This is a genomic window from Corallococcus macrosporus DSM 14697 (genome assembly GCF_002305895.1).
Lineage (GTDB): Bacteria > Myxococcota > Myxococcia > Myxococcales > Myxococcaceae > Myxococcus > Myxococcus macrosporus.
Genome location: NZ_CP022203.1, coordinates 4,508,024 through 4,526,645 on the forward strand (window position 1 = coordinate 4,508,024; position 18,622 = coordinate 4,526,645).

Below are 18,622 nucleotides of genomic sequence, written 5' to 3' on the forward strand. Positions count from 1 at the left end.
TTCTCAAGGAGTGTGACTGACTTGGCGGCCGACTCGAAGCAGTCCGAGGTGGTGAAGCAGATCAACGAGGCCTTCCAAGCCGCGCAGGACCGGTTGGCCCAGCTCCGCGAGGCCGTGGAGCGCAACACGGACCTGGCCCGGGCGAACGCGCGGGCCACCGTGTTGAAGGATCAGAAGGAGAAGGCGCTCAAGGAGCTGGGGGAGGCCGTCTGGCGCCAGGTCCAGAGGGGCCGGCTGGAGCTCCCGTCGGGCTTCGGCGCCGCGCTCGAGGCGGTGGAGGCAGCGGAGCAGGCGGTCGAGGCCTCCGCGCGCGAGCTCACCGACCTCCTCCGGGAAGGGGAAGAGGTGGCGCAGCGGTTGAACGAACAAAAAAACGCACCGAGGCCCCAAAGAGTTCTGGTGCCTGGGGCGAAGAAACGGTAGAAGGCACCCACTTCGCCGGTCGGGCCGCTCCCCAAAGCGGCTCAGCAGTAAAGACGGGGCTATAGCTCAGCTGGGAGAGCGCTTGAATGGCATTCAAGAGGTCATCGGTTCGATCCCGATTAGCTCCACTCTGAAGTGAAGAGGCCCGCCAGGGAGACCTGGTGGGCCTTTTTGTTGAAGTCGGGCCGCTCCCCAAAGCGGCCCAGCAGCAAGCAGCCGGGGTTATAGCTCAGCTGGGAGAGCGCTTGAATGGCATTCAAGAGGTCATCGGTTCGATCCCGATTAGCTCCACTCTGAAGTGAAGAGGCCCGCCAGGGAGACCTGGCGGGCCTTTTTGTCTTCCGCCGCGGCGCCTACGCCTTGCCGGCGAAGACGGCCATCACGTCCTTGAGGAGCTTGATGGACTCCTCGTGCGGACGCTGGAAGGCGTTGCGGCCCATGATGGAGCCGAAGCCGCCACCGGCGTTGATCTGCTTGATCTCCTCCAGGAGGGCGTCGGTGCCCTTGGCCTCGCCGCCGGAGAAGATGACGATGCGCTTGCCGTTGAAGGCGGAGCGGACGACCTCGCGGACGCGGTCCGCCAGCGTCTTGGTGGCGATGCCGGCCTTCTCGAAGGCCTTCTTGGCCTCGGCCTGCTCGATGTGGTCCTGCGGCGGCTTCACCTTGATGACGTGGGCGCCGAGCTGGGCGCTGATCTGCGCCGCGTACGCCACCACGTCGATGCCCGTCTCACCCTCCTTGGACAGGTTGCCGCGGGGGTAGGCCCAGAGGACGGTGGGCAGGCCGTAGGACTTGGCCTCGGCGATGATGTCGCGGAGGTCCTCGTACTGCTCGTTGCGCGCGCCGGAGCCCGGGTAGATGGTGTAGCCGACGGCGGTGCAGCCCAGGCGGACGGCGTCCTTCACGGAGCTCGTCACCGCGGACATGGGGTTGGCCACCTTGGCCAGGGTGTCGGAGTTGTTGACCTTGAGGATGAGGGGAATCTCACCCGCGTACTTGCCGGCCACGGCCTCCAGGAAGCCCAGCGGCGCCGCGTAGGCGTTGCAGCCCGACTCGATGGCCAGCTTGATGTGGTACTCCGGGTCATACCCGGCGGGGTTCGGACCGAAGGAGCGGGCCGGGCCGTGCTCGAAGCCCTGGTCCACCGGGAGGATGACGAGCTTGCCCGTGCCGGCCAGCGTGCCGGTGTTCAGCAGCCGGGCCAGGTTGGTCAGCGTGCCGGGGTTGTCGGACGGGTACCACGACAGGATCTGCTTGACGCGATCGGTATGGGGCATGTGTGGGGATCCTCTGTCTCGGGAACAGGGCGCAATCTGCTGCATGCGTCACGTCCCACCAACTCCTTTTCACGCGCGAGTGTCACGGGTTCCACGACAGGACGCCTCCCCATGCCTTCCGGCCCGCGATTGGGACGAACAACACCGGTGACGGCTCGCTGGCGAACGGACATGCTGCGCCGCCGTGGGGTTCTCGGATATGGGGAGCCGCACAAGGCGGGTTGATGCGCGGACACCTGGATCATGGCGTGACAATGGCGCTGGCGCTCGCGGCGGGAGTGGCCGCCGCGCAGCTCACCCCCGGCTCGGTGGGGACGGGGAGCGGCCCCTCGACCAGCCCCGGCGGCACCCCGGGCACGGCCGCCCCATCGCCGACGCCGGGCACCTCGCCTTCGCCTGGCGCACCCGAAACGGTGACGCCCGACGCGGTGACGCCCGGCTCGGACGCGCCCGCGGCAGTCCCCGGCACGGGGAGCCCGGGTGGCACGCGGCCCACGCCTCGGGTGGGCACCGGCGGTCCGGACCTGCCGCCGGGACCGCCGCCCATGGCGCCCAGCTCCATCGAACAGACGCCTGGCGCCAATGGAGGCGGCCCGGCCATCTCCCCCGCGCCCGCCGTGGCGCCCGGCCAGGAGGCGGAGAGCGCGAAGGACACGGTGGCGGACGCGCCTGACTCGGACGCGAAGCAGCCCGCGCGCCCGGCGCCCCTGACGTTGGCGCGGCTGGTGGCGCGCGCCCGTGAGACGGACTCCCGGGTGGAGGAGGCCAGCGCGGAGCTGCGCAAGTTCCACGCGCTCTACCAACAGGCGAAGTGGGCCTGGTTCCCCAAGTTCGAAATCACCGTGGGCGCGGGAGGCCCCATCCCCGAGGCCCGCAACGACGGGCTGGGCGGCCCGCCCACGACGGAGGCCTCGTTGGAGGGCGACCTCAACTTCGGCCGCGTCGGCGTGACGGTGTTCTCCACCGGCAACGCGGTGCTGCCGCTCTACACGTTCGGCAAGCTGACGGCGCTGGAGAAGGCCGGCGCGCAGGGGCCGGTGGTGGGCGCCGCGCTGCGGGAGCGCATGCGCGACGAGGTCGGCTTCCAGGCCGCGCAGGCGTACTTTGGCTACCAGCTCGCGCGAAGCGGCCTGCAGCAGATTGAGGAGGTGGCCAGGCGGCTGGAGGACGCGGCCGGGCGCATCGACCGGCTGTTGAAGGAGGACTCCGCGCAGGTGTCCGCCGTGGACTCGTACAAGGTCCGCTTCTTCCGGGAGCTGGTGGAGGCGCGCAAGGCGGAGGCCCTGCAGGGCCGTCAGCTCGCGCTCGCCGCCATCGGCCTGCTGGCCAACGCCGGCCCGGAGGAGCCCGTGGCGGTGGTGGAGGAGGACCTGGAGCTGGAGGAGGACGTGCCGGTGCCCAGCCTGGAGCAGGCGCTGGCGCGGGCGGAGCAGGCCCGGCCCGAGCTGACCGCCATCGCCGCGGGCATCATCGCGCGGGAGCACGAGGTCTTCATCCGCGAGCGGAGCTACTTCCCGGACCTGGGGCTCGCCGGCTTCTATGACGTGCGCTTCACCACCAGCGCCACGCGGCAGCGCAGCCCCTTCGCCTTCGACCCGTACAACGACCGCTCCGCCGGCGTGGGCCTGGTGATGCGGGGGACGTTCGACATCCCCATCAAGGATGCCCAGTTGGAGCAGGCCCGCGCGGAGCTGGACAAGCTGCGCGCGCAGGAGAAGCAGATCCGCGCGGGCATCCGGCTGGAGGTCACCAAGGTGCACGGCGAGCTGGTGGCCGCCTGGAGCCGCGCCCGCTCCTTCGGCGAGGCGGAGCGCAGCGCGCGCCGGTGGGTGACGGCCGCCTTCACCGCGTTCGACCTGGGAACCGGTGACACGCGTGACCTGGTGGACGCTTTCACGGCCTATGCCCAGGCTTCAGGTGACAAAGGCAAGAGCTGGCACGACGTTCGGGTGGGCATGGCCGCCCTCGCGCGGGTTACCGGGGCGCCGCTGACCCCGGGTGAATAACCATGCGCTCACCACTGTCTTCCCTACCGTCCTTTCACTCGGAGCCCATGGAATGATTGCTTCCCTGCTTGCCGCCACCTTGCTCGCCGCCGCGCCCGGCCCGCTGACGGTCGTCAAATCCGGGAACGCCGACGTACAGAAGGCCGCCAACGCGCCCGGCGCCACCGCGCAGTCGCTCGCCAGCGTCGTGGAGAAGTTCGTCGACTTCGAGGAGCTGGCGAAGCGTGCGCTGGGTGACAAGGCCTGGGCCGACCTCAAGCCCGCGCAGCGCAAGGAGTTCACCGACACGATGACGGGCCTCCTGCGCGCGTCCTACGCCCAGAAGGCCCTGGGGCAGGCGCAGGCCCAGGTGAAGTACGGCGAGGAGGGCGTGGACGGGAACGAGGCCACCGTGGGCACCACCGTGAAGGTGAAGAAGGACGCCATCCCCGTCGACTACCGCCTGTACCGCACGTCGGCGACCGGGCCGTGGCGCATCTACGACGTCGTCACCGACGAGGTGTCCCTGGTGGACACGTACAAGGGGCAGTTCCGCAAGCTGCTCGCCGACAAGGGCTTCGACGGCCTGCTCTCCACGCTGAAGAGCAAGCGGGCGCAGCTCGAAAAGGAGAACGCGGCGTCGGCGCAGAAGAGCGCCGGGCAGACGGCCGTGCCCTGACGCGGACAGACGGCGCCACCGTCCAGGCCGGGGTGCCCGCGCGGGCGCCTCGGCCTTCGTGCTTCTAGCGTCCCGCGGCCTCGCGGAGGGCGGCCAGCGTCCCGGCCAGACCCTGGGCCAGGGGGATGGTGGGGAGGAAGCCCAGCTCGCGGCTCGCGCGCTCGGTGGAGCAGGTCCACGCGGCGCACCGCATCTCCCGCACCTTGTCGCGGTTGAGGATGGGCACCGTGCCGCGCAGCCGGGCCACGGCCTCCGAGCCCAGGCCCACCACGTAGCTGACCGTCTGCGGCACCGGCAGCACCGCGGGCCGGCCCTTGCCGAGCGCCCCGGCCATGGCCGCGCAGACGTCCTCCCAGGAGTGCTCCACGCCGTCGGACACGCCGTACACGCCGCGCGCCGGGTCCTCGCTGGACACCGTGGGGCCCCGGTCCGCGGCCGCGAGTAGCGCGGTGCACAGGTCATCCACGTGGATGAGCGAGTACCGCTTGGGCCCGAAGCCGCTCTTCAGCGCCAGGCCCAGCCGGGCCATGGGCAGCAGCGACGGGAGGAACTCCACGTCACCGGGCCCGTAGACGATGGGCGGCCGGACGATGACGGAGGGCACCCGGTCCGCGAACTCGCGCACCGCCTCCTCGCCGCCCAGCTTGCTGCGGCCGTAGAGGGACACGGGCGCGGGCGGGTCCTCCTCGCGGCGCGGGCGCTCCGGCGTGGACGGGCCCGCGGCGGCCAGCGACGAGCAGTACACCAGCCGGGGCGGGTGGGGCAGGGCGGCCATGGCCTCCACCAGCCGGCGGGTGCCCCGGGCGTTGCCCTCGAAGTAGCCCTCCGGCTCGCGGGACTTGGTGACGCCGGCCAGGTGCAGCACGCAGTCCACGTCGCGCACGGCCTCGGCCAGGCCCGCCCCCGTCGTCAGGTCCGCCACCACGAAGCGGGCGCCCAGGCCCTCCAGGGGGCCCCGGCGCGAGCTGCCGCGCACCATCAGCGTGAGCGTGTCGCCGCGCTCCACGATGCGGCGCGCGAGCCGCTGGCCGATGAACCCGGTGCCGCCAGTGAGCAGGAAGCGCAAGGGTGACTCCTCGGAGGCAGGCGGCGCTCAGAGCGCGCGCTGGTAGACGCGGTACGTCTTGGAGCGCTGCGCGCCCATGGACTCGATGGCGCGGTTGACCAGGTGGTTGTCCTCGAGCGTCCAGGAGATCTCCCCGCCCACGTAACCCAGGCGCTTCGCGGTGCGCAGGGTGTCCAGGTACAGGATGGCGTCCAGGCCGCGGCGCCGGTAGCCCTCCTTGATGCCGAGGATGATGAGGCGCAGCCGGTTGATGCGGCGCGAGGCCAGCGCCAGCTTCACCAGGCCAATGGGCAGGCCAAACGTCGTGAGCCGCCCGTTGGCCGCGCGGATGGCCTGGTTGGCGTCCGGCACCGTGAGGGAGAAGGCCACCGGCTCGCCCTGGACCTCGGCCATGAGCGCCAGCTCCGGACGGACCACCGTCTTGAGCTCCTTGGCCAGGTGGTCGAACTCCGCGTCCGTGAAGGGGACGAAGCCCCAGTTCTTCTCCCACGCCGAGTTGTAGATGTCGCGGATGCGCTTCACCTCGGCGTCCAGGTTCTTCATGTCCACCGGGCGCACGACGACGCCGTCGCGCTGGCGGATCTTCTCCGAGATGCGCACCACCTTCTCCGGCGGCTGCGCGGAGGAGGACAGCTCGAAGGCGTACAAGTCCTTGGCCTTCGTCAGGCCGCAGGCCTCCAGCAGCGCCGCGTAGTAGGGCGGGTTGTGCGGCATCATCACCGCGGGCGGCGAGTCGAAGCCCTCGATGAGCAGGCCCCAGTCCTGGTTGGAGGACAGGTTGGCCGGGCCCAGCATCGCGTCCATGCCCCGCTGGCGCAGCCAGGACGCGCCGGCCTCCAGCAGGCTCCGGGCGACGCCCGCGTCATTCACGCACTCGAAGAGGCCGAAGAAGCCCTCCTTCGTGCCGTGAAGCTCCATGTGACGCGGGTTGCGGATGGCGGCGATGCGGCCCACCACGTCCGGGCCGCGCCGGGCGAGGAACAGCTCCAGCTCACCGTACTCGAAGAAGGGGTTCTTCTTCGGGTCCAGGAAGTCCCGGCGCTCCATCTCCAGCGGGGGGACCCAGTGCGGGTCGTTCTTGTAGAGGGGGTAGGGGAGGCGGATGAACTGCATCCGCTCCGCCTCGCCGCGGACAGGGGTCACCTGCACGTCCGACGGCATGGTCGGGGACGCCTGTGTCGGCTGGGACGGCTCGGCGCGGAGGGCCATGGGCGGTTCAGTTCCGGTCCGAGTGGGCGCCGTTGCGCATGAAGAAGTGGGCGCCCTTCTCCAGCAGCATGCCCGGGAGCTCGCCGCGCTTCTCCCACAGCTTCATGGGCGCCGAGCCCAGCTTGCGCAGGTCCTCCGGCTGGAGGTTGGCCGCGCGCCAGGTGAGCTGCTCCACCGCGTCGAACAGGCGGCCGGCCACCTCGCGCGAGGACATGCGTGAGAGCTGGTCCAGGGTGAGGCCGCCCTGGTCCGCCAGCAGGCCGTTCGAGCCCGCGGCCCACTTCTCGCTCGCGCGGTTGGAGAGGATGCGGGTGCCGGGCCGGGCGATCTGCACCGGCTCGTACACGGTGGGGCGCGTCTCCGGAATCACGCCGAGCTTCCGGCCAATGGACTCGAAGGTGTCCAGCACGCGGTCCAACTGCGCGTCGGTGTGCGTGGCCATGTACGAGGTGCGGATGAGCGCGTGGCCCGGCTCCACCGCCGGCGGAATCACCGGGTTGGCGAAGACGCCGGCCTCGTGCAGCGCGCGCCAGAAGCGGAAGCACTTCACCTGGTCACCGATGTGCACCGGCACCACCGGCGTCACCGACACGCCGGTGTCGAAGCCCATGGCGCGGAAGCCGTTGTGCATCTTCTCCGCGATGTCCAGCAGCCGGGCGCGGCGCTCCGGCTCCGCTTCGATGATCTCCAGGGCCTTGAGCGCCGCGGCGATGGAGCCCGGCGTCATGGACGCGGAGAAGATGACCGAGCGCGCCTTGTGGCGGATGTAGTTGATGACCTCGAAGGGACCGGCCAGCACGCCGCCCAGCGACGCGAAGCTCTTGGAGAAGGTCCCCATGACGAGGTCCGTCTCCTTCTCCAGGTCGAAGTACTCCGAGGTGCCCCGGCCCCGCGCGCCCAGCACGCCCATGGCGTGCGCGTCATCCGTCATCACCCGCGCGTTGTAGTGCTTCGCCAGCGCCACGATGCGGGGCAGGTTGCAGATGTCACCTTCCATGGAGAAGACGCCGTCGGTGACGATGATCTTCCCCGCGTCCGGGTCCGCCTGGGACAGGAGCTGCTCCAGGTGGTCCATGTCGTTGTGGCGGAACTTGCGCTCGGTGGCGAAGGACAGGCGGATGCCGTCCACCAGCGACGCGTGGTTCTGCCGGTCGCTGAAGACGATGTCGTGCCGGCCCAGGATGGACGCCAGCGCCAGGTTCGTCTGGAAGCCCGTGGAGATGACGATGGCGGACTCGCGGTTGAGGAACTTCGCCAGCCGCGCCTCCAGCTCCTCGTGCAGCGCCAGCGTGCCGTTGAGCAGGCGCGAGCCGGAGCTGGTGGTGCCGAACTTCTCCGTGGCCTTGATGGCCACTTCCTTCACCCGCGGATCCGCGGACAGGCCCAGGTAGTTGTTGGACCCGACCATGATGACGCGCTTGCCTTCGATCTCCACCTCGGTGGCGCCGTGCGACGCTTCGATGGCCCGGAAGTACGGGTACAGGCCCGTGGCCTTCGCGATGCGGTAGTCCTTCCAATTACGGCACTTGTCGAAGACGTCGCTCATGGGTGATCGGTCTTTCTGTCAGGCTGCGTCGGGAGGCATTGGACCGGCCCGGGAGCCTGGGGCTCTCCAGTCGCGACTCCCCCGATGAAGGGAACGTTCCACGTCGGGGACATCTGCGTCCGGCGGCCTCCCACGGGGGACGCGGGGGCGTGAATAAAGAGGGAGCGCGGCAGTGTCAAGGCAAGCGCCGCGCCGTCCGTCCCTCTGTCGCCGCCCGTGGCCGGGCTCGGCTTGACAGCACTGAGACTTTGGTGGCACCCCGCCGTCGCACACCCGCTGTTCTCCAGTCGATACTGGAGCGCAAGGTGTGCATCCGGCTGCACACCTGCTGACGGGCGCGTGTGCCTGGAAGCCCTCCGCTTCACCCGCTGTTCCGGGGAGCCACTGACTGGCCGGGGATTTGCTCCCTCGCTGGTCCCCGAGGAGTCGACGTTGGCCAGGTCTCAACGGTGGTTCGAAGGCTTCATCGCGGCGGCGGTCGCTCGCCCGTGGCGGGTGCTGTGGGTGTTCGCACTGCTCACGCTCGGCGGTATGTCGCTGGCGTCGCGGCTGGAGTTCCGCGGGTCGTTCGTGGAGCTGCTACCGCAGGGCTCCCCGGAAGTGAGGGACCTGACACGGGTGTCAGAGAAGGCGGGCGGGGACGGCTACCTGGTCCTGGTCGCAAAGGGAGACACGCCCCAGCGCCTGGAGGCATACGCGGCCGAATTGCAGACGCAATTGGAAGCGATGCCCGAGGTCCGCTACGTCGAGCACCGCTATGACGTGGACTTCTTCCGTCAAAATGCGTTGCTGTTATTGCCCATCGAGCAGCTCGCCGCGCTGCGCCAGGACGTGACGGCGCGCGTGCGCTACGAGCGGCAGCGGGCCAACCCCTTCTTCTTTGATTTGGGGGGCACGCCGGAGCCGCCGGACTTCGAGGCCATCGCGAAGAAGTACGCGCCCGGCGCGCCCATGCGCGAGACGCTGGCCAGCGCGGACGGCACCGAGGTCTACTTGATGCTCAAGCCGGCCGGGACGGCGGGAGACCTGGCGTTCGCGCGCGGCTTCGTGGAGCAGGTGATGGGCACCGGGCGCGCGCTGGCGGCGGCGCGGTATCCCCGCGTGACGCTCCAGGCCACGGGCAACTTCCAGGGCCGCATCGAAGAGGACGCGGTGATGCGCGGCGACCTGTCGCGCGCGGGCCTGCTGTCGGCACTCATCGCCGTGGGGCTCATCCTGCTGGCGACCCGGCGCGTCGCGGCGCTGGCCGTGGTGGGCCTCCCCGTCATGGTGGGCGTGGTGCTGACGTTCGCCGCGGCGCAGCTCCTCATCGGCCACCTCAACATCGTGACGGGCTTCCTCGTCGCCATCCTGATTGGCCTGGGCATCGAGTACGGCGTGCACCTGTGCATGCGGTACTGGGAGGAGCGCCGCGCGCGCCCGGCCCGCGAGGCCATCGCCACGGCGGTGCGCGGCACCTTCGGCGGCGCGCTGACGTCCGCGGTGACGAACGCCGCGGCCTTCTTCGTGCTGCTGCTGGCGCAGTTCCAGGCCTTCAACCAGTTCGGCCTGCTGGCCGGCCTGGGCGTGCTGCTGGCCGTGCTGGCGACGTACGCGATGGGCCCCTCGCTGCTCGCCATCGCGGAGCGACTGCGGCCGGCGCGCGTGGACCCCGCGCCCGCGGCGGATGGCCACGTTGCGCCCCAGGCCCGCGCGCCTGAGCGGGCGTGGCGGCGCTGGCCCACGGGCGTCATCGTCGCCATCGCCCTGTCGGTGGTGGGCTTCGCCGCGTTCTCCGTCGCCGTGGCGCCCCAGTTGGGCTTCGAGACGGACATGCGCAAGCTCAAGGGCGAGTCCCCGGCCTCGCGCCTGGATGACCGCGTCACCGAGCAGCTCGGCCAGCCGCTCAACCCGGCCATCTTCCTGGTGGACGACGTGGCGCAGGCGGCGCAGGTAGAGGCCGTCATCGCCGAGGTGAAGCAGCGCAACGGCGCGGCGTCGGCCTTCCTGGACTCCGCGTCCCTCAATGACCTGCTGCCCTCCGACGTGGAGAAGCGCGAGGTGGAGCTGGCCGCGCTGCGCGAGGCCTTCCAGGGGTTGGAGGAGCTGCCCGCGGAGCTTCGCGAGGACGCGCGGCTTCAGGCGTTCCAGCGGATGCTGGAGGCGAAGCCGTATGGCCTGGACGCGCTGCCGGTGGAGGTGCGCCGCCGCTTCGAGGCCACGGACGGGAAGGGCACCTTCCTCCTGCTGTTCCCCTCCGTCTCCAACTCCGACACGGAGGAGCTGCGGCGCTGGGCCACGCAGATTGACCAGGTGGTGGAGGCAGTGGAGGCGCGCGGCATCGACCTGGCGGTGCTGGACAGCAACCGCATCGCCGCCCGCATCTTCGCGCTGGTGAGCGCGGACGGCCCGCTCATCCTGTGGTCCGCCGCCGCGGTGGTGTTCGTCGTCATCCTCATCAGCCTGCGCAGCTTCAAGCGGGCGCTGCTCGTCACCGGGCCGCTGTTCCTGGGCATGACGTGCCTGGCGGGCGGCATGTACCTCTTCGACGTCCAGCTCAACTTCATCAACGCCGTGGTGCTGCCCAACCTGCTGGCCATCGCCGTGGACAACTCGGTGCACCTCTTCCACCGGTACGAGGAGGAGGGGCCCGGCTCGCTCGGCAAGGTGGTGCGGCACACGGGGCTGGCGGCCGTGGTGGCCACGCTGTCCAACGCGGCCGGGTATGGCGCGCTGCTGGTGGCCAACCACCAGGGTCTGCGCAGCATCGGTCAGATTGCGCTGCTGGGGGTCATGTGCACCTTTCTCGGGACCACGGTCTTCTTCCCCGCGCTGCTCGCCTTGCTGGAACGATGGAAGGGCGGCAAGGATGCGGGGGCGGGGGAGGGGGCGGTTGTGCAGAGCCTGGAGCTCGGCGATTCCGGCGCGCGGGCCGCGCCGCCGGGGGAGCGTAAGTCGGCGTGAGTGCCTGGTTTTCCCAACGTGTTCGGGGTGTTTCCGCCGTGAGTCCCCCGCCCGTGGTGCGCGTCCAGCTCACCACGGTGGACCTCATCATCGTGGTGTCCTGCGCGCTGGCGTCGCTGCTGCTGTTGGGGCCGGGACACTGGGCGCCTGATTCGCTGCGCTGTGCGGGGCTGTTCGCGGTGATGGGCGTGGGGCCGCTCGTCCTGCGGACGCTGGCCGCCTCGTTCCCCGGGCGCCGGTGGCTCCATGTGCTCGCGGACTGGTGGCTGCTGCCCACGGCGGTGCTGTCGCACGGCTGGCTGGCCCCCGTGGTGGACACCATCAACCCGCTCCTCAAGGACGCGCAGTTGGTGGCGGCGGACCAGCGGCTCTTCGGCGTGCAGGCGGCGGTGGTGCTGTCGCGCGTCGTCCCCGGCTGGCTCAACGACCTCCTGCTGGTCTGCTACTACGGCCACTTCGTGTGGGCGCTGGTGATGGGGCTGGTGCTCTACCGGCGCCCGGGCGGCGCGGAGTACGACGAATACCTCACCGCGCTGGGGTTGCTCTTCTTCCTCAACTACGCGGCCTACGCGCTGGTGCCGGCGGTGGGGCCCCGCTACTTCCTGGTGGGCGCGTTCGATGGGCCGCTCCAGGGGACGCTGACGCCGCTGCTGGACTCGCTGATGCGCAAGCCGCTGTTCGCGCGGGACTGCTTCCCGTCGGGGCACACCGGCGCCACGCTGCTGGTGCTGTACTACGCGTGGCGCTTCTCCCGCCGCGTCTTCTGGGTGATGTTGCTGCCGGGCCTGGGGCTCATCGCCGCCACGCTGGTGGGGCGCTTCCACTACGCCACGGACCTGCTCTGCGCGGTGCCGCTGGTGATGGTGGTGACGGGGCTGGCCATGGGCGTGTCCCGGGCGGCCCGGCAGCGCGAGGTGGTGAAGGACGCGCGTTCCGTCCCGGTGGACGCTATCGTCAGGCCCTGAGCCCGGGACCTTCCGGGCGCGAGGAGCCGCCCGCATGTCCAGGCCCGTGGCCGCGCAGCGAGTCACCCGGTTCGCCACCACCGTCTTCTCCGAGTTCAGCGCCCTGGCCGCCCGCCACGGCGCCGTCAATCTGGGCCAGGGCTTCCCGGACTTCGACGGTCCGGACGCCATCAAGGAGGCGGCGCGGCGCGCCATCCGCGACGGGGGCAACCAGTACGCCATGGGCGCGGGGGCCCGGGAGCTGCGCGTGGCCATCGCCGAGCACTCGGCGCGCTTCTACGGCCAGACGGTGGACCCGGACACCATGGTGACGGTGACGAGCGGCGCCACCGAGGCCATCCTCGACACCCTGCTGGGGCTGGTGGACCCGGGCGACGAGGTGGTGGCCTTCGAGCCCTTCTACGACTCCTACGACGCCAACATCGCCTTCGTGGGGGCCACCGCGCGCTTCGTGCCGCTGCGCCCGCCAGACGCCGGGCACGCGCGGTGGTGGTTCGACCGGGACGAGGTCCGCGCCGCCTTTGGCCCGCGCACCCGGCTGCTCATCCTCAACACGCCGCACAACCCGACGGGGAAGGTGTTCACCCGCGAGGAGCTGGGCTTCCTGGCGGAGCTGTGCGCCGAGTTCGACGTGAAGGTGCTCTCCGACGAGGTGTACGAGCACATCGTCTTCGAGCCCGCGCGCCACCTGCGCCCGGCCACGCTGCCCGGGCTGGCCGAGCGCACGGTGACGGTGAGCAGCGGCGGCAAGACGTTCAGCCTCACGGGGTGGAAGGTGGGCTGGGTCATCGCGCCGCCGGCGCTGCGGGACGCGGTGCAGCGGGCCCACCAGTTCGTCACCTTCGCCACCGCGGCGCCGCTCCAGGCGGCCATGGCGGAGGCGCTGCGGCTGCCGGACGCGTACTTCGCGGAGCTGGCGTCGTCCTACGCGGCGAAGCGGGGGCGGCTGCTCACCGGGCTGCGTGAGGCGGGGCTGACGCCCTTCGCGCCGGAGGGCAGCTACTTCATCCTCGCGGACATCACGCGCCAGGGCTTCGCGGATGACGTGGCCTTCTGCCGGCACCTGGTGTCCGAGGTGGGCGTGGCGGCCATTCCGCCCAGTGTCTTCTACAGCCCCGAGCACCGCCCCCTGGGGCAGGGGCTGGCCCGCTTCGCGTTCTGCAAGACGGAGGCGGTGCTGGATGAGGCCGTGCGCCGGCTGCGCGCGGGCCTGACGCCGCGATGAGCTTCTTCGGGGAGCTCTACCTGCGCAGCACGCTGCCGTTCCTGTCGGAGGCCGTCACCGCGCGCGAGGTGGCGTACCTGGGCCGGGCCTTCGCGGGCCTGGCAGGCTCGGCCCCGGTGGTGGACCTGGGGTGTGGCCATGGACGTCACGCGGCCCGGTTGAACACGGAGGGCCCCCTGGCGGGGCGCGTCATCGGCCTGGAGTTGGACGCGCTGTCCCTGTCCCTGCGGCGCCCGGGCTTCCCGGCGGTCCAGGGGGACTTGCGGGCCCTGCCGTTCCGCGAGGCGTCACTCGCCGGGGCCTACGCGTGGTACTCGACGCTGGCCGCCTTCACGGACGCGGAGCACGTGCACATCCTCCGCGAGGTCGCGCGCGCGGTGCGGCCAGGAGGACGGTGGGTGTTCCAGACGGTGCCGTATGAGCGGCTGGCGGCGTCGCCCCGGGCGGCCTTCCGCGAGACGCTGCCGGACGGAAGCGTCCTGGAGGAGGAGAGCCGCTTCGACGCCTCGACAGGGAGGGACGAGGGACAGCGGACGCTGACCTTCCCGGAGGGGCGCTGCCTGCGCGCGTCATATTCCCTTCGTTACTATCCCCTTGCGGATTGGGTGCGGCTGTTGGAAAGCACCGGCTTTTCCGTCGTCTGGGTGCACGGTGGCTTGGCGGGCGAGCCGCTGGACGCCCAGTCAACCGACCTGATTGTGGGAGCGGAGCGTCGCCATGGCTGAGCTGAAGGAACACTCCAGGGCGAGGTTGGGCTGGCTGGGTCAGTTGCCCAAGAAGGTCGATGTCTACGAGGTCGGCCCCCGGGATGGCTTGCAGAACGAGCTGCGCACCCTGCCCACGCGGGACAAGGCGCGCCTCGTCAACGCGCTGGTGGCCGCGGGCGAGAAGCGCATCGAGGTGACGTCGTTCGTGTCACCCAAGTGGATTCCCCAGCTCGCGGACGCGGAGGAGCTGCTGCGCCTGGTGGGCCGCCGCGAGGGCGTGGTGTTCTCCGCGCTGGTGCCCAACCTCAAGGGCCTGGAGCGCGCGAAGGACGCGGGCCTGGAGGAGGCCGCCGTCTTCATCTCCGCGTCCGAGGCGCACTCGAAGAAGAACATCAACAAGAGCATCGCCGAGGCCATCGTCGGCGCGCGCGAGGTGACGGCCGCGGCGCTCCAGGCGGGCATGCGGGTGCGGGGCTACCTGTCCACCGTGTGGGGCTGCCCCTACGAGGGGGACGTCCCGGTGGAGCGCGTGGTGGACATCTGCCGCCAGCTCGTGGACGCGGGCATCTACCAGCTCAGCCTGGGGGACACGATTGGCATTGGCACGCCGCGCCAGACGGAGGTGCTCCTGGAGGCGCTGCTGAAGCACCTCCCCGTGGAGAAGCTGGCGCTGCACCTGCATGACACGCGCGGCACCGCGCTGGCCAACGCGCTGGTGGGCCTGTCCGCGGGCGTGACGACGTTCGACGCGAGCATCGGCGGCCTGGGCGGGTGTCCCTACGCCCCGGGAGCGGCGGGGAACCTGGCCACGGAGGACGCCGTCTTCATGCTCCACGGCATGGGCGTGGACACCGGCATCAACCTGGACCGGCTGGTGGAGGCCGGGGAGATTGCCCAGGAGCTGATCGGCCGGAAGCTGGCGGGCAAGTACCTGCAGGCCGCGCTCGGCGAGCGGGAGAAGAAGGCCGCCCGCCGCGCGCAGACGTGAGGGGCGCCTGGAAGCGTTGAGGCCCTGACACACCGAGCGCCTCCAGCGCCGGGCGTCACCGCTCCCTGAGGACGGGCAGGACCGCGGCGGCCGAGGTGCTCCCCGGCCGCGGCGCCCGCTCCGGGCCTCACCGCCCGTTGAGCATCGACGCCAGCCGGTCCTGAATCCCCAGGTGGGCGGCGGCGCTCTCCAGCATCCGCCGCTCCTTGCGGTCGATGCGCCCGTCCACCAGCGCCATCTCCACGATGTTGCGCAGGAACGCCTCGGCCTCCGGGCTGCCGCGCGGCACCATGCGGTCGAAGAGCTGCGGCCCCGAGCTCAGCGCCATCTCCACGTTGGACCACGCCACGCCCCAGCGCTCCGAGCACAGCTTCAAGAGCTTGCGCTCCGCGCTCGTCACCTCACCGTCCGCGGCGGCGATGGCGGCCATCATGTAGAGCAGCCGCTGCCGCTCCTGGACGTCCATCACCAGGTCCTTCCCCAGCGCCGCGTGCCCGCCGGCGTCGCCGTGAGCGGCCCGCGCGGACCGGCGCGGGGGCAGGGCGCGGAACCGGGCGTCCTCGTCCGCGTTCCACGCCTCGAAGGTGCGCGCCGCCGCGAGCACCCAGTCCCGCTCACCCGTGGACAGCGGCGTGCCGCAGTAGTCACAGGCCGTGGCGGCGCTGTTCGTCAGCGGCGCGTTGCACTGCGGGCACCGGTCCGTGGACATGCCGTTGGCGGTGTTCGTCTGCGCGCCGTGCTTGCGCGTCAGCGTGAAGATGTGGCGCTGGGGCACGGAGGCCCGGGAGGAGCGCGGCTCCTTGATGGCGCCGATGCCCATGCGCGCGCTCCAGCGGATCTCGACGTGCGCCACGTCGTGGCCCTGAGGGTCCACCTGGAAGGCCCGCACGTCCGCGGAGCCCACGGCGCACTCCAGGAACAGGCGGCGGCGGCCCTGACGGCCCAGCTCCGCCAGCTCCGCCTCCAGCCCCTGCACCAGGTCCGGCCGGGCCACCTTGGCCAGCGGCTTCATGTCCCGGCGGCTCTGCGCGTCAATCCACTTCCAGAACAGCAGGGACGCGCGGTCCTCCAGCATCTCCAGGTTGAGCGCCGGGTCCGCCTCGCGCGCCTCCCGCAGGCCGTCCACCGCCTTGTGGTACGGCACGTGCTCGATGCCCTGCGTGATTTCGGACAGGGTCCAGTCGTAGTTGCCGGAGTTCACCACCGCGCCGCAGAACTCGCAGGTGTTCGCCGCGCCGCCGTTGAAGGGCGCGCCGCAGTTGGGGCACTTGCCCTGGAACAGGTCCGCGCCGATGCGCGTCTGCGCGCCCGGCTTGCGCACGAAGGTCCACACCTCCGTGAAGGCCTCGCTGGGCGCCTTGCGCGCGGCCTCGGTGGCCTGCGCGTCGGAGAAGGCCGCGGGCACGTCGGTGTCGCGCATGCGCGCGTGGACGCGGACGTGGATGCTGTCGAACCACTGCGTCTGCTCCAACCCGATGAGCTCGAGGTCCAGCACCTCGAAGTCGGTGATGGCGTCCCGCACGCCCTGCGCGCGCATCAGCTCCAACTGCACGCCGAAGCGCTGGAAGGTGGCGTCCGACAGGAATGGCCGCACCGGCGTCATGTCCCGGAGGAACCACGCCTTCTGCAGCTCCAGGAACAGCCACTTCGTCTTCTCCAGCATCGGCCCCACCTGGAAGGCGGGGTCCTTCAGCCGCAGGGCGTTCGCCCAGCCGTCCACGTCACGCCGGGTGACCTGGGTGCGCTGATAGGCCTCGCGCTGCTCCAGGGCCCGCTTCGTGGTGGCGTCCGGGTGCAGGTTGCGCCGGTACAGCCAGTACCCGACACCGCCAATGCACAGCAGCGGCAGCATCACCTTGGGGTAGCGCCAGACGAGGCTGAAGAGCTGGTAGACGACCCAGAAGGCGACCCCATCCCCGTCACCACCGCCGCCGCGGCCTCCGCTGCCGGACGAGGGACGGGAGTAGTGCTCGCCGCCACCGCCGCGGGCCAGGGCCTCCAGCGGGAGCATGAGCGCCACGTAGGCGATGGCGGGCAGCCAGGGGGCCCACCGGGAGAGTCGGTACGAGATGGAGCGCGGAGGCGTGGCCATGTCCTCCATGCTAACCGTTTCCGCCTTGCCAGACTTGCCTTCTGGCCGCACTCTCTCCCGCCGCCCAGGGCAGCCCGCCTGCCAGTCCGGGCAAGGGGAGAGAACATGCCGGAATTCAAGGTCGACGCACGCGGTGCCATCGAGATCTGGACCATCGACGGCGAAAGCCGCCGCAATGCCATCAGCCGGGCCATGTTGAAGGAGCTGGGCGAGCTGGTGACCCGCGTGTCCTCCAGCCGCGAGGTGCGCGCCGTCGTCATCACCGGCGCGGGCGACAAGGCCTTCTGCGCCGGCGCCGACCTGAAGGAGCGCGCCACCATGTCCGAGGACGAGGTCCGCGCCTTCCTGGACGGCCTGCGCCGCACCTTCCGCGCCATCGAGCAGAGCGACTGTGTCTTCATCGCCGCCATCAACGGCGCGGCCTTCGGCGGGGGCACGGAGCTGTCGCTCGCGTGCGACCTGCGCGTGGCGGCCCCGGCCGCGGAGCTGGGCCTCACGGAGGTGAAGCTGGGCATCATCCCCGGCGGCGGTGGGACGCAGCGCCTGGCGCGCCTGGTGGGCCCGGGCCGCGCGAAGGACCTCATCCTCACCGCCCGCCGCATCAACGCCGCCGAGGCCTTCAGCGTGGGACTGGTGAACCGGCTCGCGCCCGAGGGGCACCTGCTGGCCGTGGCGTATGGGCTGGCGGAGTCCGTGGTGGAGAACGCGCCCATCGCCGTAGCCACCGCGAAGCACGCCATCGACGAGGGCACGGGCCTGGCGCTGGATGACGCGCTGGCGCTGGAACTGCGCAAGTACGAGGAGATCCTCAAGACGGAGGACCGCCTGGAGGGCCTGCGCGCCTTCGCGGAGAAGCGCGCCCCTGTCTACAAGGGCCGCTAGCCCCACGGGCACCGCCTGGAAGACGGCGGGGACGGAAGCCCCGGCGCTCACCGGTGCCCCGTCCCCGAAGGTGCCTCACGTCATGGCCCGAAGGCCGCGCGCGCCGCTCAGGCGTTCGCGGTGCGCTCCTGGCCCAGGTTGACGTTCTGCTTGTTCATGTAGGCCGTGGCCTTGTCCTTCACGGTGGTCCGCAGCTCGGTGCCCGTCTTCGGGGCCATCAGCAGCGCCGCCACGCCACCCGCGGCCACGCCGAGGATGAAGAGGCCCAGGCCACCCAGGCCCGAGCGCGCCGGCTTGTACGTGGTCAAGCCGACATGCCGCAGCACGTCATCCGGCTCGAAGTCATCCCAGCGGTTGCGCGCCGCGCGCGGGAGGTCATTGATGAGCTTGTGGGCCAGCCACTTGCGGTACAGGTCGCTCCGGGCGATTCCCTTCGCCATCCACTTGCCTTTCTTCGCTGCGAACATGCGTCCCTCCTGGGCCCGATGGTTGCCGGGTGCGCATCACTCGCGAGCACGCCCCCGTTGAGCACCAAGGTAGGCAGGGGAGCCTGGAGCGGCATCCCCTGGGGCGCCCGTTCTGCGCGGTGCGTCGTCTGCCTGTCACGCCGCGCCGGTTCCCCAGCGAGAAGGCAG

The 18,622-nt window shown here is 71.0% G+C and carries 15 protein-coding genes and 2 tRNA genes; 11 read left to right on the forward strand and 6 right to left on the reverse strand.

The annotated features are described in order from the left end of the window. Window positions 1-21: 21 nt before the first annotated feature. The 3 genes from MYMAC_RS18590 to MYMAC_RS18600 all read left to right on the forward strand — a co-directional run bounded on the left by MYMAC_RS18590 (window position 22) and on the right by MYMAC_RS18600 (window position 714). The gene (locus tag MYMAC_RS18590) at window positions 22-423 is read left to right on the forward strand and encodes a hypothetical protein (RefSeq protein ID WP_013940368.1); all 402 of its coding nucleotides are present in this window, start codon (window positions 22-24) and stop codon (window positions 421-423) included. Window positions 424-478: 55 nt separating this feature from the next. Continuing rightward, window positions 479-551 (forward strand) — tRNA-Ala (locus MYMAC_RS18595). A gap of 90 nt (window positions 552-641) precedes the next feature. Then, window positions 642-714, forward strand: a tRNA-Ala gene (locus MYMAC_RS18600). Window positions 715-776: 62 nt separating this feature from the next. On the opposite strand, the gene MYMAC_RS18605 is transcribed toward MYMAC_RS18600, so the two are convergent. Beyond that, window positions 777-1,700 carry a class I fructose-bisphosphate aldolase gene (locus tag MYMAC_RS18605; protein ID WP_013940369.1) on the reverse strand — a complete coding sequence of 308 codons (924 nt, stop codon included), beginning with the start codon at window positions 1,698-1,700 and terminating at the stop codon, window positions 777-779. Window positions 1,701-1,954: 254 nt separating this feature from the next. On the opposite strand from MYMAC_RS18605, the gene MYMAC_RS18610 reads away from it, so the two are divergent. Both MYMAC_RS18610 and MYMAC_RS18615 read left to right on the forward strand, forming a co-directional pair. Beyond that, window positions 1,955-3,706: a TolC family protein gene (locus MYMAC_RS18610; protein WP_239989632.1), complete on the forward strand. Its 1,752-nt coding sequence runs from the start codon at window positions 1,955-1,957 to the stop codon at window positions 3,704-3,706. Window positions 3,707-3,758: 52 nt separating this feature from the next. Further along, window positions 3,759-4,364: an MlaC/ttg2D family ABC transporter substrate-binding protein gene (locus MYMAC_RS18615; protein WP_013940371.1), complete on the forward strand. Its 606-nt coding sequence runs from the start codon at window positions 3,759-3,761 to the stop codon at window positions 4,362-4,364. A 64-nt stretch (window positions 4,365-4,428) separates the two neighbouring features. Here MYMAC_RS18615 and MYMAC_RS18620 read toward each other — a convergent pair whose 3' ends face one another. Genes MYMAC_RS18620 through MYMAC_RS18630 form a run of 3 tightly spaced genes read right to left on the reverse strand, consistent with a single transcriptional unit; the run spans window position 4,429 to window position 8,185 of the window. Continuing rightward, a complete protein-coding gene (locus MYMAC_RS18620) occupies window positions 4,429-5,430 on the reverse strand; it encodes an NAD-dependent epimerase/dehydratase family protein (protein WP_095959041.1) in 1,002 nt (333 codons plus the stop codon). Window positions 5,431-5,457: 27 nt separating this feature from the next. Further along, window positions 5,458-6,639, reverse strand: coding sequence for an N-acetyltransferase (locus tag MYMAC_RS18625; RefSeq protein WP_095959042.1), 1,182 nt, complete (start codon window positions 6,637-6,639; stop codon window positions 5,458-5,460). Window positions 6,640-6,646: 7 nt separating this feature from the next. After that, window positions 6,647-8,185: an aminotransferase class I/II-fold pyridoxal phosphate-dependent enzyme gene (locus MYMAC_RS18630; RefSeq protein ID WP_095959043.1), complete on the reverse strand. Its 1,539-nt coding sequence runs from the start codon at window positions 8,183-8,185 to the stop codon at window positions 6,647-6,649. 432 nt (window positions 8,186-8,617) lie between these two features. Here MYMAC_RS18630 and MYMAC_RS18635 point away from each other — a divergent pair, with 432 nt between their 5' ends. The 5 genes from MYMAC_RS18635 to MYMAC_RS18655 are packed head-to-tail and all read left to right on the forward strand — an operon-like array spanning window position 8,618 to window position 15,013. Further along, window positions 8,618-11,128, forward strand: coding sequence for an efflux RND transporter permease subunit (locus MYMAC_RS18635; RefSeq protein WP_239988873.1), 2,511 nt, complete (start codon window positions 8,618-8,620; stop codon window positions 11,126-11,128). Between the two features lie 56 nt (window positions 11,129-11,184). After that, a complete protein-coding gene (locus MYMAC_RS18640; protein WP_043713348.1) occupies window positions 11,185-12,093 on the forward strand; it encodes a phosphatase PAP2 family protein in 909 nt (302 codons plus the stop codon). Window positions 12,094-12,127: 34 nt separating this feature from the next. After that, on the forward strand, window positions 12,128-13,318 hold the full coding sequence (locus MYMAC_RS18645; RefSeq protein ID WP_095959044.1) for an aminotransferase class I/II-fold pyridoxal phosphate-dependent enzyme: 1,191 nt from the start codon (window positions 12,128-12,130) through the stop codon (window positions 13,316-13,318). Then, window positions 13,315-14,043 (forward strand): class I SAM-dependent methyltransferase, encoded by a 729-nt coding sequence (locus tag MYMAC_RS18650; protein WP_095959045.1) that lies wholly within the window; start codon window positions 13,315-13,317, stop codon window positions 14,041-14,043. Before MYMAC_RS18645 ends, MYMAC_RS18650 begins: the two co-directional genes overlap by 4 nt. Further along, complete coding sequence (locus MYMAC_RS18655) at window positions 14,036-15,013, forward strand: hydroxymethylglutaryl-CoA lyase (RefSeq protein ID WP_013940379.1); 978 nt, start codon at window positions 14,036-14,038, stop codon at window positions 15,011-15,013. Before MYMAC_RS18650 ends, MYMAC_RS18655 begins: the two co-directional genes overlap by 8 nt. Window positions 15,014-15,140: 127 nt before the next feature. Here the strand turns inward: MYMAC_RS18655 and MYMAC_RS18660 are convergent, their stop codons facing one another. Beyond that, a complete protein-coding gene (locus tag MYMAC_RS18660; protein WP_095961622.1) occupies window positions 15,141-17,105 on the reverse strand; it encodes a TIM44-like domain-containing protein in 1,965 nt (654 codons plus the stop codon). A 105-nt stretch (window positions 17,106-17,210) separates the two neighbouring features. Here MYMAC_RS18660 and MYMAC_RS18665 point away from each other — a divergent pair, with 105 nt between their 5' ends. After that, the gene (locus MYMAC_RS18665) at window positions 17,211-17,987 is read left to right on the forward strand and encodes an enoyl-CoA hydratase-related protein (protein ID WP_013940381.1); all 777 of its coding nucleotides are present in this window, start codon (window positions 17,211-17,213) and stop codon (window positions 17,985-17,987) included. A 107-nt stretch (window positions 17,988-18,094) separates the two neighbouring features. On the opposite strand, the gene MYMAC_RS18670 is transcribed toward MYMAC_RS18665, so the two are convergent. Beyond that, a complete protein-coding gene (locus MYMAC_RS18670; RefSeq protein ID WP_095959046.1) occupies window positions 18,095-18,454 on the reverse strand; it encodes a YtxH domain-containing protein in 360 nt (119 codons plus the stop codon). Window positions 18,455-18,622 lie beyond the last annotated feature (168 nt).